Origin of the sequence: Bradyrhizobium japonicum USDA 6 (genome assembly GCF_000284375.1) — a bacterium.
Classification (GTDB): domain Bacteria; phylum Pseudomonadota; class Alphaproteobacteria; order Rhizobiales; family Xanthobacteraceae; genus Bradyrhizobium; species Bradyrhizobium japonicum.
Genome location: NC_017249.1, coordinates 256,179 through 281,596 on the forward strand (window position 1 = coordinate 256,179; position 25,418 = coordinate 281,596).

At 60.7% G+C, this 25,418-nt stretch carries 21 protein-coding genes and 1 pseudogene; 10 read left to right on the forward strand and 12 right to left on the reverse strand.

The window, feature by feature from the left end:
- Window positions 1-134: 134 nt before the first annotated feature.
- Complete coding sequence (locus BJ6T_RS01235) at window positions 135-953, forward strand: uracil-DNA glycosylase family protein (protein WP_014490463.1); 819 nt, start codon at window positions 135-137, stop codon at window positions 951-953.
- Complete coding sequence (locus BJ6T_RS01240; RefSeq protein WP_014490464.1) at window positions 950-2,560, forward strand: amidohydrolase family protein; 1,611 nt, start codon at window positions 950-952, stop codon at window positions 2,558-2,560. Before BJ6T_RS01235 ends, BJ6T_RS01240 begins: the two co-directional genes overlap by 4 nt.
- Before the next feature lie 7 nt (window positions 2,561-2,567).
- Here BJ6T_RS01240 and BJ6T_RS01245 read toward each other — a convergent pair whose 3' ends face one another.
- Window positions 2,568-3,602, reverse strand: a complete 1,035-nt coding sequence (locus BJ6T_RS01245; protein WP_014490465.1) for an aldo/keto reductase — start codon at window positions 3,600-3,602, stop codon at window positions 2,568-2,570.
- A 10-nt stretch (window positions 3,603-3,612) separates the two neighbouring features.
- Window positions 3,613-4,794, reverse strand: a complete 1,182-nt coding sequence (locus BJ6T_RS01250) for an MFS transporter (RefSeq protein ID WP_028170085.1) — start codon at window positions 4,792-4,794, stop codon at window positions 3,613-3,615.
- 98 nt (window positions 4,795-4,892) lie between these two features.
- Between BJ6T_RS01250 and BJ6T_RS01255 the strand changes: the two genes are divergently transcribed.
- On the forward strand, window positions 4,893-5,843 hold the full coding sequence (locus BJ6T_RS01255) for a LysR family transcriptional regulator (RefSeq protein WP_014490467.1): 951 nt from the start codon (window positions 4,893-4,895) through the stop codon (window positions 5,841-5,843).
- Window positions 5,844-5,890: 47 nt separating this feature from the next.
- On the opposite strand, the gene BJ6T_RS01260 is transcribed toward BJ6T_RS01255, so the two are convergent.
- The 3 genes from BJ6T_RS01260 to BJ6T_RS01270 form a co-directional block, all read right to left on the reverse strand.
- Entirely contained in the window at window positions 5,891-6,325 is a 435-nt protein-coding gene (locus BJ6T_RS01260) for a cupin domain-containing protein (RefSeq protein WP_014490468.1), read from the reverse strand.
- A gap of 186 nt (window positions 6,326-6,511) precedes the next feature.
- On the reverse strand, window positions 6,512-7,477 hold the full coding sequence (locus tag BJ6T_RS01265) for a LysR family transcriptional regulator (RefSeq protein WP_014490469.1): 966 nt from the start codon (window positions 7,475-7,477) through the stop codon (window positions 6,512-6,514).
- 217 nt (window positions 7,478-7,694) lie between these two features.
- Window positions 7,695-9,104, reverse strand: a complete 1,410-nt coding sequence (locus BJ6T_RS01270) for an amidase (RefSeq protein WP_028170083.1) — start codon at window positions 9,102-9,104, stop codon at window positions 7,695-7,697.
- A 100-nt stretch (window positions 9,105-9,204) separates the two neighbouring features.
- Here BJ6T_RS01270 and BJ6T_RS01275 point away from each other — a divergent pair, with 100 nt between their 5' ends.
- Window positions 9,205-9,765 carry a TetR/AcrR family transcriptional regulator gene (locus tag BJ6T_RS01275; RefSeq protein WP_028170082.1) on the forward strand — a complete coding sequence of 187 codons (561 nt, stop codon included), beginning with the start codon at window positions 9,205-9,207 and terminating at the stop codon, window positions 9,763-9,765.
- 56 nt (window positions 9,766-9,821) lie between these two features.
- On the opposite strand, the gene BJ6T_RS01280 is transcribed toward BJ6T_RS01275, so the two are convergent.
- Both BJ6T_RS01280 and BJ6T_RS01285 read right to left on the reverse strand, forming a co-directional pair.
- Window positions 9,822-11,432, reverse strand: coding sequence for an FAD-dependent monooxygenase (locus BJ6T_RS01280; protein ID WP_014490472.1), 1,611 nt, complete (start codon window positions 11,430-11,432; stop codon window positions 9,822-9,824).
- Window positions 11,433-11,496: 64 nt separating this feature from the next.
- Window positions 11,497-13,335, reverse strand: coding sequence for a glycoside hydrolase family 15 protein (locus tag BJ6T_RS01285; protein ID WP_043900143.1), 1,839 nt, complete (start codon window positions 13,333-13,335; stop codon window positions 11,497-11,499).
- A 729-nt stretch (window positions 13,336-14,064) separates the two neighbouring features.
- Here BJ6T_RS01285 and BJ6T_RS01290 point away from each other — a divergent pair.
- From BJ6T_RS01290 to BJ6T_RS01310, 6 genes are all read left to right on the forward strand, one after another.
- Window positions 14,065-14,691: a response regulator transcription factor gene (locus BJ6T_RS01290; protein WP_028170081.1), complete on the forward strand. Its 627-nt coding sequence runs from the start codon at window positions 14,065-14,067 to the stop codon at window positions 14,689-14,691.
- A gap of 24 nt (window positions 14,692-14,715) precedes the next feature.
- Window positions 14,716-15,081, forward strand: a complete 366-nt coding sequence (locus BJ6T_RS01295) for a response regulator transcription factor (protein ID WP_014490475.1) — start codon at window positions 14,716-14,718, stop codon at window positions 15,079-15,081.
- A 226-nt stretch (window positions 15,082-15,307) separates the two neighbouring features.
- On the forward strand, window positions 15,308-17,278 hold the full coding sequence (locus BJ6T_RS01300; RefSeq protein ID WP_028170080.1) for an FUSC family protein: 1,971 nt from the start codon (window positions 15,308-15,310) through the stop codon (window positions 17,276-17,278).
- Window positions 17,275-17,475 (forward strand): DUF1656 domain-containing protein, encoded by a 201-nt coding sequence (locus BJ6T_RS42860; protein WP_014490477.1) that lies wholly within the window; start codon window positions 17,275-17,277, stop codon window positions 17,473-17,475. The genes BJ6T_RS01300 and BJ6T_RS42860 overlap by 4 nt, the downstream gene beginning before the upstream one ends.
- 26 nt (window positions 17,476-17,501) lie before the next feature.
- On the forward strand, window positions 17,502-18,584 hold the full coding sequence (locus tag BJ6T_RS01305; protein ID WP_014490478.1) for an efflux RND transporter periplasmic adaptor subunit: 1,083 nt from the start codon (window positions 17,502-17,504) through the stop codon (window positions 18,582-18,584).
- 19 nt (window positions 18,585-18,603) lie between these two features.
- Complete coding sequence (locus BJ6T_RS01310; protein ID WP_014490479.1) at window positions 18,604-18,903, forward strand: hypothetical protein; 300 nt, start codon at window positions 18,604-18,606, stop codon at window positions 18,901-18,903.
- Window positions 18,904-18,980: 77 nt separating this feature from the next.
- Here BJ6T_RS01310 and BJ6T_RS49550 read toward each other — a convergent pair whose 3' ends face one another.
- The 5 genes and pseudogenes from BJ6T_RS49550 to BJ6T_RS01325 all read right to left on the reverse strand — a co-directional run bounded on the left by BJ6T_RS49550 (window position 18,981) and on the right by BJ6T_RS01325 (window position 25,403).
- Complete coding sequence (locus BJ6T_RS49550) at window positions 18,981-19,505, reverse strand: sensor histidine kinase (RefSeq protein ID WP_430644622.1); 525 nt, start codon at window positions 19,503-19,505, stop codon at window positions 18,981-18,983.
- Window positions 19,506-21,530: pseudogene (locus BJ6T_RS42440) on the reverse strand (PAS domain S-box protein); the annotation flags it as partial.
- Window positions 21,448-21,720 (reverse strand): PAS domain S-box protein, encoded by a 273-nt coding sequence (locus BJ6T_RS49555; protein WP_080593821.1) that lies wholly within the window; start codon window positions 21,718-21,720, stop codon window positions 21,448-21,450. The pseudogene BJ6T_RS42440 and the gene BJ6T_RS49555, both read right to left, overlap by 83 nt.
- Window positions 21,721-21,804: 84 nt before the next feature.
- Complete coding sequence (locus tag BJ6T_RS01320; RefSeq protein WP_014490481.1) at window positions 21,805-22,971, reverse strand: FAD-dependent oxidoreductase; 1,167 nt, start codon at window positions 22,969-22,971, stop codon at window positions 21,805-21,807.
- A gap of 110 nt (window positions 22,972-23,081) precedes the next feature.
- Window positions 23,082-25,403, reverse strand: a complete 2,322-nt coding sequence (locus BJ6T_RS01325; protein ID WP_014490482.1) for a nitric-oxide reductase large subunit — start codon at window positions 25,401-25,403, stop codon at window positions 23,082-23,084.
- Window positions 25,404-25,418 lie beyond the last annotated feature (15 nt).

Below are 25,418 nucleotides of genomic sequence, written 5' to 3' on the forward strand. Positions count from 1 at the left end.
GCGCATGAACCTTTGGCCCCACTGTCCTGACCCATATACTGGTTGAATGGTGGAATAAACCACCGCCAAGATTGTGCCATGGCGATTAGGTTTTTGACCTAGCTATCTGACAGCGACACATCGGAGCATTTGCCATGCTCGTGGAATTCGACAGCGGATACGACCAGCAGCCATTTCGCGATCTGTGCGCCGACTATCCGGCCGCTGAAATCTATGATCCCGACGATTTCCGGATTGAATGGGGGCCGATCTTTCATCGCGGCCGGCTCGACGGATCGGCGCGTGTGCTCGTCGTCGGTCAGGATCCCGCCCAGCACGAGACGATCGTGCGCAGGATCCTGGTCGGCACCGCGGGGCGCCGCACTCAGGGCTTTCTCGCCAAGCTCGGCATCACGCGGAGCTACGTGATGGTGAACACCTTCCTGTACAGCGTCTACGGGCAGAGCGGCGGCAACAAGCACAAGAACGAGCCGGGCATCGTCGACTATCGCAACAAATGGTTCAAGGCCGTGCTCGCGCCCGGCAATATCGAGGCCGTTGTCTCGCTCGGCGGCCTCGCCGACGAGGCCTGGAAGGCCTGGCTCACGACGTCCGACGGCGCGGCCTACAAGACCCTTGCCTATCAGCACATCACCCACCCGACCTGGCCGGAAAGCTCGGCCCATGATAACGCGACGCGGGCCGCGAACACCAAGATCATGCTGACCAAGTGGAACGCCGCGCTCGCGGCTCTCGCACCTGAGGTCCAGCATCCCGACGTGCCGACGGCGCTCGTGCCATATGGCGACGCCTTCAAACCGACCGAGCTCTTCGACATCATCGCAAAGGATCTTCCCGCCGGACTGCCGGCGTGGATGCGCGGAGACACGCCATGGGCCGTGCGCCAGGGCGCCGACGCGGCCACCAAGCGGCGCACGATCACGATCACCATCCCAGACGGAGTGATCCCATGAGCCCGGCTGCCAACCCGAAGCGATGGGCCCTGAGCGGGCGGATCGTGACGATGACCGCCGAGGGCGACGTCATCAAGAGCGGGACGATCTTCATCGAGGACAGTCGCATCGCCGCGATCGTACCCAAGGGACAGCCGGCCCCGGCAGGCTTCGAGGCCGTCGTTGCAGTGGCGACCGGCGGCACCATCTATCCCGGCCTGATCGAGCTGCACAATCATCTGAGCTACAACATCCTGCCGCTCTGGCGCGTGCCGCAGCCCTACGGCAATCGCGACCAATGGCAGAACGCCAAATCGTACAAGACGTCGGTGACCGGCCCCATGAGCGCGATCGCGCTGGCCGACGACGGCTCGCTGCTGCCGGCCCTGGTCCGCTACGTCGAAGCCAAGTGCATGGTCGCGGGCACCACGACAAGTCAGGGGATCACGCTGTCGAACTGGAGCGGCACGATCCACAAATATTACAAGGGCGCGTTGCGCGCCGCCGAGATCGGCAGCCCACCCGATCTGCCGAAGGCCCACTCGAAGATTCCTGACATCGATGCCGAGGATTGGGCGAAGTTCGACAACGAGTTGAAATCGTCATCGTGTTTCCTGCTGCATCTCAGCGAAGGCATCGACACCAAGGCGCATAGCCACTTCCTCGCCTTACGCAATTCCGAGGGAGATTGGGCGATCGAGCCGTCGCTCGCCGGCATTCATTGCACGGCACTCGATGCGACCGACTTCGGAACGATGGCCGAAAACCATGCCAAGGTCGTCTGGTCGCCCCTGAGCAATCTCCTGCTCTACGGAAAGACGACCAATGTCGTTGCCGCACGCACGGCCGGCCTCACCATTGCGCTCGGTTCGGACTGGTCGCCGTCCGGCAGCAAGAACCTGCTCGGCGAGCTGAAGGCGGCCAAGGTCGTATCCGCCCATTTCAATCTCGGCTTCAGCGACTACGACATCGTCTCGATGGCGACGCGCAATCCGGCCGCGATCCTCAAGTGGGATGCGAAGCTGGGAACGATTGCCAATGGCAAGTTCGCCGACCTTCTGGTCGTGAAGGGAGTCACCGGCGATCCCTACGCTCATCTGATCAAATCGCGCGAGCAGGACATCGTTCTGGTCACCATTGGCGGACGGGCCCGTTATGGGACGAAGACGGTCATGCAGAAGGCGGGCGGAATCGGCGAGGCGCTCAAGATCGGCAGCAGCGCACGGGTGATCGACTTCACCTCGCCCGACCAGGATCCCGGGATCGAGAGGATCACGCTGGCGGAGGCGACGGGCCGCCTCCGTGCCGCGCTCGGCAATCTCGGCACCTTGCAACCGCACAGCCTCGCCATGAGCGATGCGATCGCCCGCGGAGCGGTATCGCGCACCGGATGGCGTCTCGCGCTCGACGAGCAGTTCGGCAACAACGTCCAGCTCCGCCCGCGGCTGGAATATAACGGTGTCAGGACCGGTCCGGATTTGGCGGCGGTCGCGGCAGCGGCCGAGCCGCTGCACCCGATCAAGCTGGATGGCCTCACGGTATCAGGCGATCCCGCTTTTCTGGACACGCTGAAGAGCGAGCCGAATCTTCCAGCGGGAATCGCAACGGCGATCGCGGCTTTTTACTAGTCGTCCGTCACACCAGCGGCGGATTGAGGCGCGTAAAGCCTTCCTGGATGCGATAAGGGTAGTAGGGATAAGGCGGCATCACGGCGCTGGCCTCGTCGAGACGCGCGATCTGCGCAGCGCTCAGCGACCAGCCAACCGCGCCGAGATTGTCGCGCAACTGCGCTTCGTCGCGGGCGCCAATGATCACCGAGGATACGGTCGGACGCGACAGCAGCCAAGCAATCGCGATTTGCGGCACGGTACGGCCGGTCTCCGCGGCGATCGTATCAAGCACCTCGACGATGGCATAGAGCCGCTCGTCGTCCACGGGCGGGCCGAACTGCGCAGTGGCGTGCAGACGGCTGTTCGCGGGGAGCGGCTTTCCGCGTCGGATCTTGCCGGTGAGCCGGCCCCAGCCGAGCGGGCTCCAGACCAGCGCGCCGACGCCCTGGTCGCGTGCGAGCGGCATCAGCTCCCATTCGTAGTCGCGGCCGAGCAGCGAATAATAAACCTGATGCGCGACATGGCGTGGCCAGCCGTGCCGATCGGCCATGGAGAGCGACTTCATCAGCTGCCAGCCGGCGAAATTGGAGACGCCGACATAGCGGAGCTTGCCGGCGCGTACGAGCGTATCGAGGGTCGACAGCACCTCCTCGATCGGCGTGAACGCATCGTAGGCATGGAGCTGCAGCAGATCGAGATAATCGGTGCCGAGCCGCCGCAGCGCAGCTTCGACCGAGGCGACCAGACGATGCCGTGAAGAGCCGGCATCGAGCGGACCGTCGCCCATCGGCAGGCTCATCTTGGTGGAGATCAGCACCTTGTCGCGCCGTCCCTTGATCGCGGCGCCGAGGATTTCCTCGGATGCGCCGTTCGAATAGACATCGGCGCTGTCGAACAGATTGACGCCGGCTTCGAGACAGATGTCGACCAGCCAGCGCGCTTCGTCGGCGCCGCTGCGGCCCCAGGCCGAGAACAGCGGGCCTTGGCCGCCAAACGTGCCGGTGCCGAAGCTGAGGACGGGTACCCTGAGGCCGGAGGCGCCGAGATTGCGGTATTCCATGATCATTCTCCTATTCCGCCGGGCACGCCGCGACTGCCGACTGCGTTCGATCGAGCTGAAGGCTCCATAGCGCGAGCACGAGACCGACGGCCGTGATGCCAGCCGCGACCAGCGGCAGTGCGGAGAGACCGAGCCCGCGGTCGATGGTGACGCCGCCCGCCCAGGCGCCGAGCGCGTTGCCGAGGTTGAAGGCGGCGATGTTGAGGCTGGACGCGAGCGTGCGGCCGCTGGGGCCAGCGGCTTCCAGCACGCGAAGCTGCAGCGGCGCGACGGTCGCAAAGGCCGCGATGCCAAGCAGCAGGATCAGCGCGATGGCTGCGATCTTGACCGACAGCACGGCAGCAAGGCCAAGCAGCACGATGGCGAGCGCAGCGAGCGTGCCGATCAGGGCACGCGCAAGGCCGCGATCAGCGAGCTTGCCGCCGGCGACGTTGCCGATCGCGAGACCTGCACCGAACACCAGCAGGATCGGCGACACCGCGGCGTCCGAGAAGCCGGTGAAGCGCGTCAGGATCGGCTGGATATAGGTGAAGACGACGAACAGGCCGGCAAAGCCGAACACGGTCATGGCCAGGCCGAGCAGCACCTGCGGCCGGCCGAGCACCGCGATCTCCTCCGAGAGCGAGATCGGCTTGTCGCCGTTGCCGACATGGCCGGGCACAAGCGCCGCCACCACCGCAAAGGCGATCACGCCGATCACCGTCACCGCCCAGAACGCCGCGCGCCAGCCGAGCATCAGGCCGAACCAGGCGCCGAAGGGCACGCCCAGGAGCGTCGCGACCGTCAGGCCGATGAACATGGTCGCAATCGCCGAGGCGCGCTTGTCCTCCGCGACGAGGCTGGTGGCGACCACCGAGCCGACGCCGAAGAAGGTGCCGTGGGCGAGCGAGGTCAGCACCCGCGCCGCCATCAGCAACTCGTAGTTCGGCGCCAGCGCGCAAGCCGCGTTGCCGAGCGTGAAGATCGCCATCAGCGCCAGCAGCACGGTTTTCCGCGGCATCCGCCGCGTCGCCAGCGTCAGGATCGGCGCGCCCACGAACACCCCGAGCGCATAGCCGGAGATCAGCAGCCCCGCGACCGGCACGGAGACGTGCATGTCCGCGGCGACCTGGAGCAACAGGCCCATGATGATGAACTCGGTGGTGCCGATGCCGAAGGCACCGGCGGTGAGGGCGAGGACGGCGGGAGGCATGCGTGGCTCCAATGCGAGGGACGAGCCACGCAGATAGCCGCAGCGCAGCAAAACCATTAGGATGTCCGCAATCCAATCATTTGTGACGTGAATTCAACATGGCCCGTTTCGACACCAACCGCTCCGCCGAGATGGAGGTTTTCGTTCGCGTCGTCGATCTCGGCGGATTCACCCAGGCCGCGCGAAAACTGCGCCTGACGCCGTCGGGCGTCAGCAAGCTGATCTCGCGGCTGGAGACGCGCCTCGGCTCGCGGCTGATCAACCGCACCACGCGCAAGCTGACGCTGACGGAGGAGGGCCAAGCCTTCTACCAGCGCTCGTTGCGGATCCTCGGAGAGATGGAGGAAGCCGAGCGCGAGGCGGCTTCAGGCGCGGCGCCGCGCGGCCGCCTCACGGTCAACTGCAACATTCCCTTCGGCATGCTGCACGTCCTACCGCTGATTCCCCGCTTCCTGGAACGGCATCCCGAGGTCACACTCGACCTCGTGCTGACCGACACGCTGATCGACCTGATGCAGGAACGGGCCGACATCGCGATCCGCGTCGGGCCCCTGAAAGCTTCGCGTCTGGTCGCGCGAAAGCTCGGCACCAGCCGCATGGTCGTCGTCGGCACCCCAAACTATCTGGCTCGCTTCGGCACGCCGAAGACGCCGGCAGATCTCACCGAGCATCGCGGCATCGGCTGGACCTTTCCGCGCATCCGCGGTGGCTGGCCATTCCGGCGCGGTGACCACACCGAGGAAGCCATGCCGCCACCGGCCGCCCGCGCCAGCGACGGCGAAATCGCCCGCCGCCTCGCCCTCGGCGGCGTCGGCCTCGCCCGCCTCGCTCTCTTCCACATCGGCCCCGACATCGAGGCCGGCCGTCTCGTTCCGGTCTTGCAGAACTACAATCCCGGCGACCGCGAAGACATCCACGCCGTCTATGTCGGCCACACCGCGCCCCTGCCCGCGCGCGTGCGCGCGTTCATCGATTTTCTCGCCGAACATGTGCGGGTGAGCGACCCCGCGCTGAAGCGGGCGGGGGATGGGAGATGGAGGGTGGCCTAGGGACGTCGAAATCGCGGCGATACGCGCGTTCGGTGCTGCCCATCGTGTCATGGGAGCGGACCAACTATCCGTTGGCCGTTGCGCGCTGCGATCGTCGGCAGCATGTCCATGTGCTGCTCGCGCGGCTCGGGGATCCTGTGCAGATCGCGGAAGAATTCCTCGTGACGACGCGGCGTGGAGACGAGGATGTGTCTCGCGTCGGCCGGCCCCTCATTGGTGAAGCCGTGAACAACTCCTCTCGGCACGAGAATCCGCGACCCGGGTCCGGCAACCTCGGTCTGATCTCCCACGAGGTATTTCACCTGGCCCTCCAGGAGGACAAACAGCTTGTCCTCCTCCTCGGAGATGTGGGCGGGTGCGCCGAAGCCCGGCTTGATGGTCATGTCCAGCACCGTGAACGGGCTTTCCTGCGGATTGATAATCTTCGTCGTGAGACCGGCAAATTCGGTCGTTTCGAACTTCGTCGTGATGACGCTCTGCATTGGCCAAGGCTCCATTGACTTCGGAGCTCGATAGATTGCATGCGGGAGGACTGCGGATTAGTCCCCTTCCGCAAGCCACAGCGGCTGTAGTTCTGGCCAATTGGCATCGGAGTTTCCCGAAGACCAGTTCTGCGGCCCAAACGGTCCACCTCAAACTGTCGGCATGAACAACGACAACAACGGAAATCACCGCCCCGCAGCTGCAAGGTGTCGTTCGAACACACGGGTAAAATCCGCGACCTTGGCGCTTAGATCGGCCCGCGACGGATATGTGAGATGCAGGCGGATCGTCCCGGAGAACTGCTCTGGCAAAACCGGCACAACGAGCCCCGATGCGTATTCCACTCTGCAGAGGGCTTCCGGAAGCAGCCCAATCCCCTGGTGATTCAGCACAAGCTCACGAGCAAGAGCGAAGGAGTCGACCGCGACATGAAAGGCGGGCCATGTCGCCCCGCCCGGCAAGGAGCGGGATAGAAGGCGCAGCAATTCCGGCCTCGATGGCCCGATCAAGGTCGACGCGTCGCGAATATCGACGGGGATCCCGTGACTGCTCACATAGTCTGCGCTCGCATAAAGACCAAACTTCATGTCGATTGCGCCCTTGATCAGGGCTTCCTGAGGATTCGCCGCTCCGATGCGGAGCGCAATATCAATATCCCGGGAGATGAGATCGAGCACGTCGTTGGTGAGCGACACCTCAAAGCGCACATTGGGGTGATCGTTTCTGAAATCCCCGATCGCGGCTGCCACGATCCTGACTGGAAAGTCGGCCGGCAGCGTGATGCGGATTTCGCCGGCATATGGGTCGTCAGCACCGCTTACCCCCCGGAGCGCGTTGACAAGCAGGGCAATTGCGCCAGCCGAACGCTGGTAGAGTTCTCGTCCTGCGGCCGTGAGGGCAAAAGCGCGCGTGGACCTCTTGAAGAGCCGCGCACCGAGCGCCGCCTCCAGGCTGCGGATGCGCAAGCTGACGGACGACCTCGGCGCGTTGGTTTCGCGGGCTGCCGCCGCAAATCCGCCGGCGCGCACGACAGCCACGAATGTCTGCAGGGAATTCAGGTCGATCGGCTGCGCGTCGGTGTGAGCGAGACTTGAATGTTCATTCTGATCATCCTTCTCGGCCTCTTCGAGAGCGCTGCTGTGTGCCTTCATGACGTCCTGTTTCCGGTGATGATCCGGCGCGCGCGGGAACTTCATGAGGGAAGGGAGCGGCAACCGATAGCGAACCTATGGACGGCAACAATGACCGGAGCGCACCAGGATTTGCGAGGCAATTGAACGTGACCGTCGGTTGATTGAGCAAGCCCCGATATCGTCAGCTCATCCTGCTCTCAGGGGAGAGGGCGGGATGAATCCCGCCCTTCCATCGTCAGATAGTCGGATGAAGGTCGCGAACCGGGCTCACCTCCTCGAGGAGCGAGGCGACCTTGAGCACCGTCGATTCCGCCAGCCAGGACGAGACGACTTGCACACCGATCGGAAGACCGTCGCGGCTCGTTCCGAATCGCATCGAGAGAGCGGGCATTCCCGTCAGGCTGAACGGTGATGTCGCGCTCATCACGTGGAACGGCGAAACCGTGACGCCATCGACCACGACGTCGTTGAGACCATGCCTGGTCGCGGGGAACGGGGTTACCGGGCAGAGCAGCACATCGTAGCGCCTGAAGTATTCGGCGAAGCTGTCGCGAAGGCGCTCTATGGCCTGCTCGGCGGCGACGAAGTCGGCGATCGGCGTATCTGGTGCATCAAGAACCAGTCTGGCGTGCCTGAAGATCTCGACCTCGTGGCCGGCAGTGACCTTCTCGAACTCGGGTTGGCTTTCCATCTGTTGAAGCTGCCAGAGGACACTGTTGGCATCGGTCTGCTCCACCACTGGCAACCGGACCTGTTCGACGTGGTAGCCAGCACTGCTCAACGCCTGCGCCGCTGCCTTCACCGTCGCGACCACTTCCGGATCGATGGGCCCGAAGAAGCCCGGAGAGGCCATCCAGCCCACGCGAAGCTGACGGGTCGATTTCGTGCCAACGCCTGTATCGAGGCCGGGCGAGCTGATCGAGAAGCCGTCGGCACCGTCGGGGCCTGCCATCAAGGAATAAGCCAGCGCTACGTCGCGAACCGACCGTGCCATCGGACCGATGTGCCAGAAGCGACGTGGCACCCGGGGCCAATGACCTGTCATCGGCATTCGCCCGTGAGTGGCTTTGAAGCCAACGATACCGGTATGCGCCGCCGGCCCGCGCAATGAGATCGAGAGATCGCTGCCCACACCGAGTGGCGACATGCCCGCCGCGATGGCGGCGGATTCACCGCCGCTCGATCCGCCCGGCGTGTAGTCGAGGTTCCAGGGGTTGTTGGTCTGGCCCGTCAGGAGATTATCCGTTTCGATCGAATAGGAGAATTCGGGAGGGTTCGTCTTTGCAATCAGGATAGCGCCGGCGGCTTTCAGCCTAGCCACAACGGTGGCGTCAGTTTCAGGCACACGCCCTCTGAAAATGGGCGAACCACGCTGCGTCAGCACGCCCGCCGTGTCGATCCCATCCTTGACCGTAAAGGGAACGCCATGGAGCGGGCCGAGCTGAGCGCCCGACCTGACTGCGGCCTCGGCCCTCTCTGCGCCTTCCATGGCGCCATCAGCCAGCGTCACGATCGCGTTCAGCTTGGGATTGACCGCCGCGATGCGGTCGAGATGCGCCCGCATGACCTCGACGGGCGAAAGCTCCCGTCGAGCAATGAGCTGGGAGATACGGGTGGCATCCATTCTAACGATATCATCAGTCATATCGATCCTACCTGTCATTTGGTAGGCTGGACATGCCCCTCGTATTTACGGACTTCAATCCCTACCTGCCATTTGGTAGGAACACGTTGAGGTGATCACGATGAGCGACAATGCGAAGGAAGCGATCCTGGCTGCAGCGCGCAGGACAGCTCAGGCCCACGGGTATGGCGGGCTGAACTTCCGCGACATCGGAGCTGAAGTCGGCATCAAGGCTGCAAGCATCTATCACCACTTTCCAGGTAAGGCGGAGCTGGGTGCAGCGGTGGCGAGACGCTATTGGGAGGATACGGCGGCGAACCTCGAAGCTCTTTCAAAAGCGGACGGAAATCCAAAAAAGGCGCTCCGGGCCTATCCGGGACTTTTTCGTCGATCGCTCGAGCAGGACAATCGCATGTGCCTCTGCAGCTTCATGGCGGCCGAATATGATGATCTGCCTGACGCCGTGAAAACCGAGGTGCAGGCTTTCGCCGATGTCAACGTGGCTTGGCTGACCAGGATGCTCGCCGCGGCTTCAGTTCCCGCCAGCAAGCGTGAAGCAAGGGCGCGCGCGATCTACGCGGCCGTTGCCGGCGCGCAACTGATGGCGCGGAGCCGTGCGGACCTGAAACTCTTCGATGCGCTGATCGAAAGCTTTCGCGGATCAGGCTTGATCCCGGCTTGAGAGCGGATCTGCTGTCCAAATGCGTATGGCGGAAGGAGAGGAACTGGGATCGAACATTAGATCTTTTCACTATGAAATGTGGATTGACCGACAGCACGTCGCAGCAATTCTGCAGCAGATTTGGCTTCGTCGCCGGCCCAGGCGACAAACTGGTCCGGCCGCACCAGGATCAGGCGCGATTGATATTTCCACCGCCCATCGCTCGCGGAATCCCTGATCAGCTTGAGAGGAATTCGGAGGTCGGAAGCGGCCGCTTCGAAAGCCGATGCTACGTCGTCCGTCCCGAGATCGATCAGCGTGAAGCCGTCGCCCAGTTCTTCGAAGACGTTCATGCCCGAAGATAAAGGCTGTGGAGTCAGATGATGCCCGGCGCGCGCCGCATAGATGTGGGATCCGATGGCGCTGCTCGTGGCCCCGGCGGGGCCCGACACGATGGGCGAGCCCGCATAGTGCGGCTCAAACGCGTTCACCTCAGCTCGCGCACCGGTCTGCCGCTCGCGCCACGCCGCCTCGAAGTCGGCGCGGTCGCGCCCCGGATCGTGCTTGCGGAGGAAGTCGCGGTCGCTGAGGATCGACTTCTCGATGAAATCGCGCGCTGTGGAGGCGAACACTGGCCGCCGTTCCGCACCGTAACTGTCGAGCAGACCGGGACCACCCCAGCCTTGCAGCGTTGCCGCAAGCTTCCAGGATAGATTGACCGCATCTTCCAGGCCGCTATTGACGCCGTAGCCGCCATAGGGCGGATGACTATGCGCTGCGTCACCGGCAATGAAGACGCGCTCTGCGCGATAGTCGTCGGCGAGCGCGAAGCGAAGGTCCCAGAAGCCGATATGTTCGAACGCGACGTCGAACTCGGCACCCGCCGCTTCGTGCAGCAGTCGGCGGAAATCAAAGTTGTCACGCCTCGTGGTCGCGGACACAGGGGCATGGAAGAACCACGTCGTGCCAAGATCGACGCGTCCGAAGAACTTCCAGTAGCCGTCCAACTCCGGATCCAGCACGCAGTAGAATGATTTTCCGGGATAGCGCTCCAGCAGACGATGGAGGCCGGTGGAACGGAACACCAGGAGCACCATCAAGCGATCATGGTCGGATCGGGTCTGGTTGATGCCGGCGAGTTCGCGCACAGTCGAGCGGCTGCCATCGCATCCCACGACATAGGCGGCGCGCAGGATTCGACCTTCTCCGTCGCGATGAATGACGCCGACGCTTACGCCGTCCTCGTCCTGACGTATCCCCTCGCAGGTCCAGCCGTAGAGAGTTTCGATCGCTGGGATCTGCGCCGCTCTCCGTCGTAGTACGGCTTCAGTCGCGTATTGCGGCAGCCGCTCGTTGTCGGTGAAATAGAAGGGACGAACCAACTCGCGCTGCAGCCAATCGTAGGCGTAACCGCTGAGCAATGTGCCGTAGCATGTCATGCCGCCGATGCCGTAATCCCGCGGGATGGTGCGTGCGGCGCGCAATTCGTCCTCCGCTCCCCAGAAATAGAAGTGCTCGAGGGTGCGCTGCGTCAGGTTTTGTCCCTTCGGAATCGGCAGCAGCTCAGCGTGGCGTTCCACCACAATGGAGCGGACGCCTCGCAAGCCAAGATCGATTGCAAGTCCGATGCCGACCGGCCCACCGCCGACGATGACGACGGGAGCCTCCATTTGAGCCGAGTTGGCCATCCCTCACACCCTTTCTCGCGGAACGCGTCTCACCCTTCGATTTCTGTGCAAGTTCTGATGTCGATCACACTCGATCTCTTTCAAATGCGTGCCGCAAAGGCTCGTCGCGATACAGGCTCAGAGCCGTACGAACCATCGCGAGATGAGAAAATGCCTGGGGGAAGTTGCCAACCTGCAACCCGGCTCTGGTGTCATATTCTTCGCTGAAAAGGCCGAGGTCGTTACGCAGAGCGAGTAAACGGTCAAGCAGCGCGTTTGCTTTTGCGATCCGACCTTGCATTTGGTACACGTCGGCAAGCCAGAAACTGCATGCTAGAAAAGCTCCCTCTCCAGCGGGGAGCCCATCCACGCCATTCTCGGTTCTGTAGCGCAACACCAACCCGTCCGAAACCAGCTCACGTTCAACCGCGGCCACTGTTCGAGCAATGCGAGGATCATTAATTGGCAAAAATCCTACAGCCGGCATCAGTAGCAGGCTGGCATCCAATTCATAACTATCGAAGCTTTGCGTGAAGGCCCGTCGCCCAGTGTTATACCCCCTCGCACATACGGTGCGATGAATCTCATCGCGGATTGCGCGCCACCGATCAATCGGCGCCTCATAACCGTATTTCTCCGCGTCCTTAATGCCACGATCAAACGCGACCCACGCCATGACCTTCGAGTGAGTAAAATGTCGCCTTCCACCCCGCACTTCCCAAATACCGTCGTCAGGCTCTTTCCAAATTCTTTCCAGGTGGTCTAGTGCGACGCTTTGCAACGACCGCCCCGCGACGAATGGAGCTAGGCCGCTTTTCCGAGCTACATGCAGCGCATCCGCTATTTCCCCCCAGACATCAAGTTGCAGCTGGTCCGATGCCGCGTTGCCAATCCGGACGGGAGACGATCCTCGATAGCCCGGAAGCCAAGCGACCTCCCACTCATTCAGTCGACGTTCGCCGCTTAAACCGTACATGATTTGAAAATCATGAGGACTGCCCGCCACTGCACGCTGAAACCAGTGGCGCCAAGCTACAGCTTCCTCGTAGTAACCTGCGCCCATCAGGGCGATCAGTGAGAGCGTCGCATCGCGGACCCAACAATAGCGATAGTCCCAGTTGCGCGAGGCGCCAACTTGCTCGGGCAATGAGGTCGTTGGTGCGGCGACAATTCCGCCCGTCTCGACAAAAGTTAGCGCCTTCAGCGTCAGCAGAGAACGCATTACCGCTTCGCGGCGATGTCCGTAATAAGTGCAACGTGCGGACCACTTCTGCCAGAAAACTTCGGTCTCGTTGAACGCAAGATCAGCATCCATGGCGGCGGGCGGTGGCCGATGCGATGGACTGTAGGTGAGGACAAACGGTATCCTATCGCCGCTGGAAATCGTGAAATCGGCGGTGGTCGAAAGGTCTTCTCCTTTCAAATTGACGGGTGTTCGCAGCGCAACAAGGTTTGGGCCAGCAATGGCGACGAGGCCTCCCTTGTCGGGTAGCTGGGAGACCCAGGGGACAGCCGAGCCATAGTCGAAGCGAAACGTGAGCTCCATGCGAACCAGCGGGTGGCCCGATCGTCCCTCGACGATGCGGATGATCGAAGAAGCGGACTGATTCATCGGCATGAAATCGATGACAGCAAAGGACCCGTTCCGAACTGTAAAAATCGTCTCCAGTATCATGGTATCGCCACGATAGGACCGCGAGGTCTTGTACGACAGGTCAGAAGGCGCGATCGACCATCGACCGTGAGTTCGGTTTCCCAACAACGCGGCGAAGCACGCTGCGCTATCGAAACGAGGCCAGCACAGCCAATCAATGGAGCCATTTCTGCCAATCAGAGCCGCCGTCGTACAGTCACCGATAAGTCCGTAGTCTTCAATCCGCAAAGGACCATCAAATCGTTTCTCGAATCGACTGGAGGCATCCATCTTTTCACCATGGGTCGGTTCGCGGAATCAGCGCCTACCCGCGTTCAACGAACTAAGATCATCCATGAATTTGTTCGATACCTTAGTCGTCTTGGCTCTTGAGATGGCGATCACCATGCCGCTCCACGGTCGCGAAAAGACGGGACGTCGCCCCCCGCTCGAAAAGACAAGCTTCAATAACGACTTGCCTCATACCGTCTAAAGCTTGACCGCATCAGCCTGTCGTTAGGATAATGCAGCTAAGCGACCAGCCTCACCATTCAATGTATGTTTTGTCGGCCACATACATTGGTATGAGACTCGCGCTTGCGTTTCGGCTGTGAGGACGAATGCTCAGAGATCAGCCACCTCAGCCTCCAAGAGCAAATGCCCCAACCTTCGATAGCGTTCGGCATTTCGTCTCCCTGACTTTAGTGACCTCCACAATCTGTGCCTGGGTTCCAACGCCGGGTCGGCGCGGTCGGTACCGTGGAGATCATCCAACACGACCGATTCCTAGAACCGGGCATTATTCCTTCGTTTAATTATTGAGCACCCAAAGCGGGGTAGCAATTCCGAGGAGGCGGCACCAAGATGAAGACGCAACAAGACAGGTCATGCCGCCATGACAAACGCTGACCGCACATCCGAAGCATCCGGTGTTCACTCTCGTAAAATGGATCGCAGCCCCCGAAGAGGGACTTACGGCCAACGATATCGTGTAGAGCCTGGAACTGGTATGGTACGGTGATGGCACCCGACGAGAGGCCGTTAGTGCATGTGGTTGACGATGACGCGTCAATGCGCGACGCGCTCGAGAGTTTGCTTGAGTCATTAAAGCTAGAGACCCGAACGTACGCGACGGCACGCGACTTCCTTGCCTCGACACTCACAGACAGGCCGGGATGCATCGTCCTGGACATTCGCCTGCCCGACATGAATGGGCTGGATTTTCATGCTCGGCTAATCGATCTGGGTGTGTTGCTGCCGGTCATAATAATGACGGGACACGGCACCATTCCCATGACGGTGCGTGCAATGAAGCACGGCGCAGTGGATTTTCTACCAAAACCCTTCCAGGACCAGGACATGATAGATGCCGTCCTCGGCGCCATCGAGCGTGATCGACAGCGACGTCCCGTCCAGGATAAGGCCTCGCAGATACAGCAAAGGTTCGGAACGCTTACTCCTCGCGAGCAGGAGGTGATGCTGCTGGTGGCGGAGGGTAAGATGAACAAGCAGATCGCCGGAGATCTCGGGATCCGGGAGATTACCGTAAAAATTCATCGGGGCGTTGCAATGCGCAAGATGGCCGCGCACAGCCTGGCTGACCTCGTTCGGATGACCGAAGTGCTCAAATCCAAGGGGCGATCATAACAATCCGGAAGAAGGATGAGGTGAGTGTCAAGAGAGCTCTCAATCGCAGTCATCGATGATGACGACTCGTTCCGCACGGCGCTCCTTGAGTCGCTTGATTCGCTGGGATACCGCGCCCGTGGCTTCCCGTCTGCGGAAGAGTTTCTTGCCGAGGGGCTCGGATCGTGCGACTGCGTCATCACCGATATTCAGATGCCCGGTATGAGCGGGCTCGACCTAAAACGGTTGCTTGCGGCTCGTGGCTCGACGATGCCACTTATCATGATCACCGCGCGCGCGGACCCGGACCTGGAAGCTAAAGCCATAGCCAGCGGCGCTGTCGGCTTTCTCAGAAAGCCATTCGCAACGGATGTTCTGATCGGCTGTCTCGACAACACGCCAAATTTCTGACCCGTAAGCGGCACCTGCAGCGCCAATCGATACCCACGCCGCCTCTAGCTGGATGAGAGTGCGCCGAACCTTCACTCCAAAACTAATTGGTCCAAGCTGGCGGCTGCTGCCTTCAGGAACCTCACAGCAGCATCTTATACGTTGAGATGATAGATTTCCCCCGAAGGTGGAATAGCGGTGTGGCAACCGGATCTGGATGATTGCGTCATATTTCCAAGATCGAAAAATGACGATGTCCAGCCGCTACGACTTCCCCACGTTCGCATCGCGTGCTTGGAAGCGCATCAAGCCCGGGCTCGTTCATGGGCTGACCATGACGGCCTCGGTGTTCCTGGCGCTGTACATCGCTTTCGAGTTGCAGATCGACGATCCGTCCTGGGCTGGCGTATCCGCAGGTCATACCATCCTTCCCGCTCTTGGGTCTTCGCTGAATAAGGCACTCTATCGGGTCATAGGCACGGTGATCGGAGCCGCCGCAACGGTCGTGTTAACTGCCATGTTTCCTCAAAGCCGCTTGGGCTTTCTGACGGGCGTGGTGGTGTGGGTCTCAGCATGCGGCTTTATTGCAGTATTCTTCAAGAACTTCAGGGCCTACGCGGCGATGCTGGCCGGATATACGATGGCGATCATCGCCTCGGACACCGTTGGCACACCCGATAAGGTATTTGAGGTTGCGATCGCTCGTTCGGCCGCGATCATCATCGGAGTTCTCTGCGCCACCCTCGTTCAAGGACTGAGCGACTTTGGCAGCGCGCGCCACAAGTTGACGGACGGATTTGCAGAGATCGTCGCCGACATCCAAAAGACTTTCGTCGGCTGGGTCGCAAATCCCAGAACTGGCACAGCAACGAAAGCATTGCAAAGTGTCATCAAGCGCATTGCTGCGCTTGACACTGTTCTGGACGATGCAGTTGGTGAATCTTCCGAGCTGCGCCGGCGGTCCGCCATCCTGCATCAGGCGACGGTGGCGATGTTCGGCGCGGTATCCTCATGGTGCACCCTTGAGGCGTACTTGGCGCGTGGATCGGCCGGGGAGATGCGCGCAACGTTGAACGCCGTCCAAATTGTCGTAGCACCCACGCCAGCCGGGCGCACCTGGGCCGATTTGCGGGACGATTGGGCCAAGCGCGCGATGGAACTCGGGCAGTTACCGTCACGCGACATTTCCGTGAGAGTTGTCGCGGACGCCGCCGGCGAGGTCGCTTTGCGCTTGAGCGATGCGGCAAATGGCCTGGTCTTGCTGACCGATCCCGCGCGGGCGATCGCATCCCGACAACAAGTCTGCCAGCCTATTGCGCAGGTCGGACCCGCTTTTATCAACGCGCTGCGGGTAGCAGCCTCAACCAGCGCCGCCGTCCTGCTTTGGATCGCGACAGCCTGGCCGAACGGACTATCCGCCATCACGTTTGCAGCTCTTATTCCGCTGCGGATGTCTGGGCGCCCGCCACAGGTGGCCTCGGGCTTCTTTTTCGGTTCGATCCTGGCTGCCGTCGCCGCGGCGATCGTACAATTCGCAGTGCTCCCGAACCACGACTCGTTCCTCGCGCTTACCATCCTTGCGGGGGCCGTCCTGACAATCTTTGCGGCGATGTCGCAGATCAGCGATTCCTGGGGGATCTTTAGACCCGCAGCTGTTATGTATCTACCTCTGCTGTCACTGAGCAACGAGCTCAGCGTCGACACGATCGCTTTCATCAACAACGCGGTTGGCATCCTAGCTGGATGCGCATTCGGAGCGCTAGCCTTCCGTCTTCTCCCGAATATCGATGCCGCAACTCAGTCGCTGCGATTGCGTGAACTTATGTGGCGCGATCTGCGCACCCTCGCTGCACACGCGCAGGACACCCATTCTCTGAACCGATGGCGAGAAGTGACCTTCGCTCGGTTGCTTGCCTTGCCAGCATCGGCGACAGCGGCAAGCTTCGAGCACATTCACATGATCTACGAGGTTGGCTTCTGCATCGGCCAGATTGGACGTTGGGGTAAACCACGTCAGATCACGTCAATAGCTAACGCGATCGTTGCCCTAATCCGTGGCGAGATCACCTTGGCTCGTCAGATGTTGCGAGGCCTCGACGATACCCGAGTGTTCAATCCAACGGACCAGGCCGCACTGCGCACACAAGGAGCCATCCGCGGCCTGCGGCAACGCATCGAGGCCCATGCGGCTGCGCCGATCGGCAGGGGCCTCTCGTGAATTTCGTAGAACTTAATGTCTATGGCGTCTTGATATCGCCCCTGGCCGCGATCATGACGGTCGCTTTTCTGGTTCTCATCCTGCTGAGACGGTTCATCGCTGCGACGGGTTTGTCGCGTCACATCTGGCATCCCGCGCTCTTCGATGTGTCGCTCTATCTGATCATCTTGTCGTCCTTGGTTATGGCAACGTGGTGATGGCATGGCAGCTGAGGTGAGAAATTATGCCTACTGACGTGTTCGACGAGAAGTTCGAGGGCCCGCACGATGCCCGCGCAAAGAAGGCGGAGCCATCTTCAGTCGCTACCGAGGTGGCCGATGGTCCGGAAACCTCCCAGGACCTGAGCGCAGTCTTGCCATCACGGCCGCGCATCCGGTGGCTCGCCGTGCTGACAACGATCGGAATCGCGATAGTTGCCAGCTACGCGACTTACATCGCCTGGCAGAACTTTATGGGTACCCCTTGGACCCGCGATGCGACGGTACGCGTCTACGTGGTCTCGATGGCGAGCGAAGTCTCCGGTCGCGTTGTCTCGCTGCCAGTGAAGGACAATCAGTTCGTTCGTGCTGGCGATTTGCTGATGAAAATTGATCCGCGCGACTACAAGATCGCCGTCGATCTGGCGCAGGCAAAGGTTGATCAGGCGAGTGCTGATCTTGAGAACAAGAAGATCTTGGCCGCGCGACGCCTTCAGTTAAGTACCCTTGCGGTCTCTCGCGAGGAGCAAGGCACCTTTGTCACGAGCGCGAAGATGGCCGAAGCAGCGCTCCAGCAAGATCGAGCGGACCTCGATCGTGCCCTAACCAATTTGCAGCGAATCGAAATACGGTCCCCTGTAAACGGCTGGGTCACGAATCTGCAAACTCGCGTCGGCGACTATGCCGACAAGGGGCAAAGAAGCCTCTCAATCGTGGACGCAGGCTCGTTTTGGATAGACGGCTATTTTGAGGAGACGCAAGTTGGTCAAATCAAGGTAGGTGATCCGGTCAAAGCCAAGTTAATGGGCTATGACGAGGTCATTGGCGGCCATGTTGAGAGTGTCGCGCACGGCATCAATATCAACAATGCGCAACCAGATTCCGTTGGCCTCGCGCAGGTCGACCCAATCTTTACCTGGGTTCGCCTAGCGCAGCGCGTTCCTGTTCGCGTAGCGCTGGACCAGGTGCCAGCCGACATCCGACTGGTGGCGGGAATGACGGCGACCCTCCAGGTTGAGACACTGGCGGGCTGCAAGCCGACCTTCCTCAGGTTTCTACACATCTCGTGCCGCTCAATGGCCGGGAATATCAACCGCTGGCATCTGTAACCCGAGATGGATAACCCATATGGCATTCCTTACAGTCGCGTTCTTCTCCGTGGTGGCCAACAGTGCGGCTCTGTCCGGTTATCCGACTCAAGTCATTGACGGGCTGACACCGAATCCGACTGCTCCCGTCACCTGCGCGCTGACCAAGCATCGCCAACCAATCAAGGGTAATCTCGCCGCGCCGGCACGTGAGGGGACGGCGGGGGCAGATACGCGGGATTCGAGAATCGATACGGAAATTGATGCCATCGATAAGGAGATTACGACGGAGAACAAGGAACTCGATCGAAAAATGAACAGCATCTGTCGTGGGTGCTGACCGTGGCAAAGAGGCCGGAGGACCGTCTGTCCGAACAAGGCGCCGCAGTGAAAATGCCTGGCAGTTATTCAATACCGTCAGCCAGGATGAGATGTCCCACAAGAGGTCACATCGAACGCATTAGCGACAGGCAGGTCAAAAGTGAACCGGGCTCCGCCCAAACCGGAACCGTTTTCCGCTCGAATGCAACCGCCATGTGCCTCTATAATGGACCGGGAGATCGACAAACCCAATCCCATGCCAGTGTCCTTGGTCGTGAAGAACGTATCAAAAAGACGGGGTATGCGAGTCGGATCGATTCCTGGACCGCTGTCCTCGACAATGCAGCACACCGTTTCATGATCGAGCTGCACGGTTCGAATAAGAATGCAGCGGCGCTCTACCCCGGACTGCGCCATCGCCTGCACCGCGTTAATGGCCAGGTTCAAGACCACCTGCTGGAGCTGGGTACGGTCGCCTAATACGCGAGGGGGTGCGAGTGCCAGATCAAGAGAAACAGAGGTACTCTTGGCCTGTAACTCATGGCGGAGAAAAACCATAGAGTCCTCGACAATATCGTTGAGCGACAGCATGGCATGCTTGGATGCTTGCCGGGTTCCCATAGCTCGAATGCCGTCAACGATATCGACAGCCCGCCGCGCGTCGGCAACCATGCGCCTGGTAAGTTTCTCGGCCTTCTCGACTACAGGTTCGGGGCGAGCCAACGACCGTAAGCCAGTCTCGCCATTCGTAATGATGGCGGCAAGCGGCTGCTTTATTTCGTGCGCAATCGTAGCACTGATTTCTCCCAGAATAGCCACGCGGCTGGCATGAGCCAGAGCAGCCTGCGCGGAATCCAAAGCCTCTTGCGACGTCCTGACCTCCGTTTTATCGATGAGTGCGCCAACGATTTCATCGTTGCCCGATTCAAATCTCACGCGATGCGCGATAATACGCAAATATTTGGTTTTCCCGTCCGGCATCAGTAACTGGAGTTCAGAGTCGAGATTGTTCGCGCCTTGAGCGATGCTCTCGATTTGACGTCGCGCAAGTGCCCGATCATCAGGATGGACGCGAGCAATGAGTGCGTCGAACGAGGGCTTGGTCCCCCGGTCGAAGCCCAGAATTTTATAGGTCTCGTCCGACCAGAAGGGATGGCCACCGACGACCTCCCAGGCAAAGCTGCCCGTCAGGCTAAGCCTCTGTGTCTCGGCCAAGTACGCGCTGCTACGTTGCAGGGCGCTTTCAGCCTGCTTCCGGGCCTGGACGTCGGTATTCGTTCCGTACCATGCAACGATGGCGCCGCTCTCATCCCGTAACGCTTCGGTGCGAAACAGGAACCAGCGATATGCTCCGTCGAAGCGCCTCATGCGGGCCTCAACCTCGGAGGGGGTCTCAGTCGCCAGCATTTTCAGCCAGGCATCACGCAGCGCCGGGCGATCAGAGGGGTGAATGGCGGCCTGCCAGTCCCAGCCCAGCGCCTGCTCCTGGGAAAAGCCTGTGTAGTCGAGCCAACGCTTGTTCAGATATTCCACAAAACCATCCGTTCGGCTTCTCCAAGCCAGCGTCGGGATGGAGTCGAGAGTCAGCCGAAGTTCTCGCTCGGCCTTGGCGAGCTGCGTCCTGCTTTCCCGCAACGCTTGCTCGGCTTGCTTTCGATCTTCAATATCATAGCCGACTGCGTGCCACTTGATCACGTCTCCCCGCTCGTTGCGCAAGGGTACGCGAGAAACCCAATGCCATCGGTACTCTCCGTCGACCCTTCTTAGCCGCTCCTCCCGCACATCAGGCGCTCCAGTCTCGAGACAGGCGCGCCATATGCTATCGCCGACTGCCTCATTATCGGGACGCAGAAAGCCCGACGTGTTCATCCCGCGGGCCTTTTCCTGGAAGATCCCGGTATAGCGCTGCCAAGCCTCGTTGGCGAAATCACGCTCCCCGTTCGGCCAGCAACTCCCGATCAATGCCGGAATCGTATCGACCACCGCTTGCAGCTCTCGCTTGGCATCCGCCAACTGCGCCTCACTCTTACGCAACGCGGTCTCAACGAGTTTCCTGTCATGGATGTCGTAACCTGCCCCATACCACGCGACCACCTCTCCGTTGTCATCGCGCAGCGGCACTCGGCGGATGGAGTGCCACCGGTATTCTCCGTCAGCTCTTCGCAGGCGTTGTTCGGTCTCGAACGGATCGTTGTTTTTCAGTGCCGCCAGCCATGCCTCTTCAACTCGCGAAAGATCATCTGGGTGAATGGCAATGTTGCCACGCCCATTCCAACTCTCCAGCGACAGGCCGGTGTAACCGCGCCACGTCTCATTCACGAAATCAATCGTGCCATCGGCTCGATGGCGGACTGCCATCGCGGGGATCGTGTCAACGATCGCCCGCAGTTCCTCCTCGGCCAGATGGGCTCGCTCTTCTGCACGCTTGCTTGCGCTTATGTCGCGCAAGCAGACGACGAACAGAAGGTCATGGCGATCTTGAACGGGGGTAATCGAAAGCTCGAGGGGAAATTCCTCACCATTACCCCTGAGGCCCGATAGCTCGATCGACCTGACCTGGGTCTCATTCTTGACGCTTTCGAGATAGCGTTGAATTCCGTTTATGTGTGCTTCGCGAAATCGCCCGGGGATGATGAAATCCACAACTCTCCGTCCGACCGGCCTCCTCGCGGGACCACCCGAAGATCTCTGTGGCGCGACTGTTCCACTCCACCACAACACTGTTGAGCTTCATGACAATGACGGCGTCAAGAGAGGTTTCAAGAACCAAACGCAGCCCGTCTTCGCGAAGAGGCAGGCGACCCAGGGCGCATTTCGCCTTTGCAAAACCTGACATAATCGGACCTGTTTAAGCTCCGGCTTCTTTCCGCACAGCGTGCGCCGTTCGATTCGCCTCGATCATGCTTTTTTTCGCGTGTTGCTACAGCACCTGCGCCGCATCAAAGGCGTAGAGCCAGCCGATATTGGCGATCGAGCGATCGCCGGACGTGGCTAGCGCCTCATCGCGGGCGCGCTGCGCAGGGCCGTCGGGCAGATGAAATCTTACGCGGTTGGCAGCACTCGCCTGCTGCAATTTCGTGGCGCGCGGCTTACGCAACGCTTCGTAGCGCGCCAACGCACCCTTGAGGTCGGTCATTTCTTTGAGAAGCGCGGCGAGAGCAGCACCGTCCTCGATCGACTGCGCGGCCCCCTGCGCCATCATGGGCAGCATGGGATGACAGGCATCGCCGAGCAGCGCGACGCGACCATCGCTCCAGCAGGGCAGCTCGGCGCGGTCGTGCAGAGCCCAGATGAAGGTTTCGGGAAAGGCGCCGATGAGACTGCGTACCGTCGGATGCCAGCCCTCGTAGCGGGCGAGTACATCGGCCACATCGCCTTTGTCGGTCCAGGACTCCTGCTTCCAGTCGCCGTGCTCGGTGATGCAGACGACGTTCATCATTCGCCCACCCGAAACCCAATAGTGCACGACATGTCCGTACGGACCCATCCAGTTGTTCGAGGCAACCTCGATATTGAGATGCCTGATGCGTTCAGCTGGCACCAACCCTCGCCAAGCGACGCAGCCTGTGAAACGCGGCTTCTCAGGACCGAAGACGAGCTCCCGCACGCGTGAATGGATGCCATCGGCGCCGAGCAGGAGATCTGCTTCCACGGCCGGCCCGTTCTCGAACTGAGCGATCACGCGTTCGCCCTTCTGCTCCAATCCCACGAGCTTGCGGCCGACATGCAAACACTCCTGCGGAAGCGCGCCGGCCAGAAGATTTACGAGATCCGCACGGTGGAAGTGGTAGTACGGCGCGCCGAAGGTCGCCTCGACTTCGGGGGCGAGCGGAGCGCGCTGCAAGGTGCGTCCGTCGTCCCAGCGCCGCTCGTACATTGCGCGCGGCCGCACGCCGACGGCGTCCATCGCCGCCTTGAGGCCCAGCCGCAGCAGGAGCCGCGAGGCGTTCGGGCTGATCTGAATGCCTGCGCCAATTTCGGCAATCTGCGGCGCTTGCTCGTAGACATGGACGTCCAGTCCAGCTTTCCGGAGCTGCAGCGCCGCCGAAAGCCCGCCGATCCCAGCGCCGATCACCACGACTTTCATGTGAACTCCGTTGAGTCGCGAGCCTTCAGCTCGTTCCGCCTAATGCATCTGGTCCGGAACCATGATTTGCAATCGATTGCTTGATGAGCGCACTCGTCTCTTCCACCGAACTATGGCGCTTCGGCTGACGCGACTTTGTCCGTCTTTCGAGGCCGGTCGCCGATGTTAGGAAGCAAGCTGCCGATGCGGTTGGGCAACACGGGTTCCAGCTTTATCAAGAAGTCGAACGCCATCAGCAATGCGCCGACTGCAAAGACCACATCGCCGACGATCCGCATCCACTGCCAGAGCAGGGTGGTGTCGTAAAATGCCAAGCTCCGGGCGTAGGCCAAGCCATGTTCATAGACTGCGAGCAGTTGCTGCCAACCAATGGGGAAGAAGTTGAGCAAGATCCATAGGATGAGGCCTGCGTTGTAAAGCCAGAAGGCGACAACACCCATCCTCTCATTGAACTCGCGCGTCTCGCCCGCGATGTAACGCAGGCAGAAATAGATCAGACCAATGCCGAGCAGACCAAATCCGCCAAACAACGCCGTATGGGCGTGGTTGAGCGTGAGGAAGGTCGCGTGCTCATAATAGTTGACGAGCGGCGCGTTCAACGTGCCGCCACCGAAGACGCCAGCACCCACGAAGTTCCAGAATGCCGCGCCGACGACATACAGATACGCCAGCTTGTAATGAAACTCCTCGTGCCGTTGAATCGATCGCCAATTTTCGATCGATTCAAGAATGAGAAGGATCAATGGCAGCACCTCGATGAACGAGAACATCGTGCCGAATGGTACCCACAGGCCAGGCGCGCCGTTCCAGTACAGGTGATGGCCCGTGCCGAGAACCCCGCCGAGGAAGATCAGGATGAGTTGGAACAGCACGCCGCGTTCGGCCAAATGGCGCGAGACCAGACCCAATCCCATCAGCAGATAGATGCTCATTGAGGCGGCGTAGAATTCGAACGACTGTTCGACCCAAAGATGCACCACCCACCAGCGCCAATAGTCGGTGATGGTGAAGGATTTTTCGAGCCCCGTCAGTGGAATCATGCCGCAGACGTACAGGACTGCGATGTTGACAGTCGCCGCCCAGATGAGATGTTCGAGCCGGATGCGTCCGGTCCAGAAGTGCCACGCCGCGTCGTTCCACAGCGCACGGCTGGGCCAGAGCGCGCGAGCAATCAGCCAGCTCCACATGATGAGAGCGGCGAAAAACGCGATCTGCCAGAACCGGCCAAGCTGGAGATAGGAAAGGCCCCGATTGCCGAACCAGAACCAGCCGCGATCAATCAGGCCCATGATGCCCAGATAGTTGCCGGTCAACGCGCCGACCACGACGATGACCGAGGTCCAGAATAAGATGTCGACAAAAAGAGCTTGGTTCCTGGCTTCCCGTCCGCTGATCATCGGCGCAAGAAACAGGCCGGAGCCAATCCAGGAGAAGGCAATCCAGACGAGGGGAGCCTGTAGATGCACGCTACGGAGGAAGTTGAATGGGAGAAAACTGCCGACCGGAATGCCATAGAAGCTCGCACGGTCGGAGTAGTAGTGGGCCATGACCGACCCTGCACCGATCTGCAACAGTAGCACCAGCGCCACCAAGAGGAAGTACTTGCCCGTCCGGCGTTGGCTAGGCGTTAGACGAGCGAACCCGGACAGAACCGGATCCATCGGCGATGTGTCGGGATCGGACAGGTAGACCTTGTAGATAGCGAGCACGGCCCCGAAACCGAGGAAGACGAAGCAGAAACTTGCCCATGTCCAAATGAAGGTCGCGCCCGTCGGAACGTTGCCTACACTCGGCTCATAGGGCCAATTCTGCGTCCATGAGACCGTTGTACCAGGACGTCGGGCAACCGTCGTCAACGAGGCATAAATTAGGAAGTCGGCTGTCTGGCGGGCAGTCTGCGGATCGAGACTACGTGCCTTGCTGTAGCCGGATGCCAAATCATCATGAAGCAGGCTCACGGCGATCTGGTCGCGGACGGAGGTGATGGCTTGCGCCAGCGCAGGTGCGACCGTGACGGTGCGTTGCGTCAGATCTACACCGCGAAGCATCGTCTGCCCACGAACCCTGACCGCGGCTTGCTCCTCCGCCGAAAGGGCTCCGAAGGCGCTATGATGAAGTAGCTCGGCAAGATTCTGCTCGGTGGCAGCTTCAAGATCGACGAGGTTACGAGCGGTGTAGTCCGGCCCGAAATAGGATCCCATGCCATAGAGGCTGCCGTAGTCCATCAGGTCGGCTTTCTGAAAGCCTCCCTTTCCAGCGACTACGTCGGCGCCGGACATCAGCGTCGCTCCGTCCTGCGCAACTATGCGGTCGGGCACCGGCGGTGCATCCTGATAGGTTCGCCCTGTCGTCCAGGCCATGAGGCCGAAGCAAGCCGCCGCGGTCACCAGCAGCAGCCACTTCAAGATCCGCGTTACCGGATCCTCATGCATCAGCTCTCTCGTTTC

Bases quoted from the DNA above. Each gene is read 5' to 3' on its own strand.
- BJ6T_RS01235 (WP_014490463.1), top strand. From the start codon at position 135: ATGCTCGTGGAATTCGACAGCGGATACGACCAGCAGCCATTTCGCGAT.
- BJ6T_RS01240 (WP_014490464.1), top strand. From the start codon at position 950: ATGAGCCCGGCTGCCAACCCGAAGCGATGGGCCCTGAGCGGGCGGATC.
- BJ6T_RS01245 (WP_014490465.1), bottom strand. From the start codon at position 3,602: ATGGAATACCGCAATCTCGGCGCCTCCGGCCTCAGGGTACCCGTCCTC.
- BJ6T_RS01250 (WP_028170085.1), bottom strand. From the start codon at position 4,794: ATGCCTCCCGCCGTCCTCGCCCTCACCGCCGGTGCCTTCGGCATCGGC.
- BJ6T_RS01255 (WP_014490467.1), top strand. From the start codon at position 4,893: ATGGCCCGTTTCGACACCAACCGCTCCGCCGAGATGGAGGTTTTCGTT.
- BJ6T_RS01260 (WP_014490468.1), bottom strand. From the start codon at position 6,325: ATGCAGAGCGTCATCACGACGAAGTTCGAAACGACCGAATTTGCCGGT.
- BJ6T_RS01265 (WP_014490469.1), bottom strand. From the start codon at position 7,477: ATGAAGGCACACAGCAGCGCTCTCGAAGAGGCCGAGAAGGATGATCAG.
- BJ6T_RS01270 (WP_028170083.1), bottom strand. From the start codon at position 9,104: ATGACTGATGATATCGTTAGAATGGATGCCACCCGTATCTCCCAGCTC.
- BJ6T_RS01275 (WP_028170082.1), top strand. From the start codon at position 9,205: ATGAGCGACAATGCGAAGGAAGCGATCCTGGCTGCAGCGCGCAGGACA.
- BJ6T_RS01280 (WP_014490472.1), bottom strand. From the start codon at position 11,432: ATGGCCAACTCGGCTCAAATGGAGGCTCCCGTCGTCATCGTCGGCGGT.
- BJ6T_RS01285 (WP_043900143.1), bottom strand. From the start codon at position 13,335: ATGGATGCCTCCAGTCGATTCGAGAAACGATTTGATGGTCCTTTGCGG.
- BJ6T_RS01290 (WP_028170081.1), top strand. From the start codon at position 14,065: ATGGCACCCGACGAGAGGCCGTTAGTGCATGTGGTTGACGATGACGCG.
- BJ6T_RS01300 (WP_028170080.1), top strand. From the start codon at position 15,308: ATGACGATGTCCAGCCGCTACGACTTCCCCACGTTCGCATCGCGTGCT.
- BJ6T_RS01305 (WP_014490478.1), top strand. From the start codon at position 17,502: ATGCCTACTGACGTGTTCGACGAGAAGTTCGAGGGCCCGCACGATGCC.
- BJ6T_RS01310 (WP_014490479.1), top strand. From the start codon at position 18,604: ATGGCATTCCTTACAGTCGCGTTCTTCTCCGTGGTGGCCAACAGTGCG.
- BJ6T_RS49550 (WP_430644622.1), bottom strand. From the start codon at position 19,505: ATGGGAACCCGGCAAGCATCCAAGCATGCCATGCTGTCGCTCAACGAT.
- BJ6T_RS49555 (WP_080593821.1), bottom strand. From the start codon at position 21,720: ATGTCAGGTTTTGCAAAGGCGAAATGCGCCCTGGGTCGCCTGCCTCTT.
- BJ6T_RS01320 (WP_014490481.1), bottom strand. From the start codon at position 22,971: ATGAAAGTCGTGGTGATCGGCGCTGGGATCGGCGGGCTTTCGGCGGCG.
- BJ6T_RS01325 (WP_014490482.1), bottom strand. From the start codon at position 25,403: ATGCATGAGGATCCGGTAACGCGGATCTTGAAGTGGCTGCTGCTGGTG.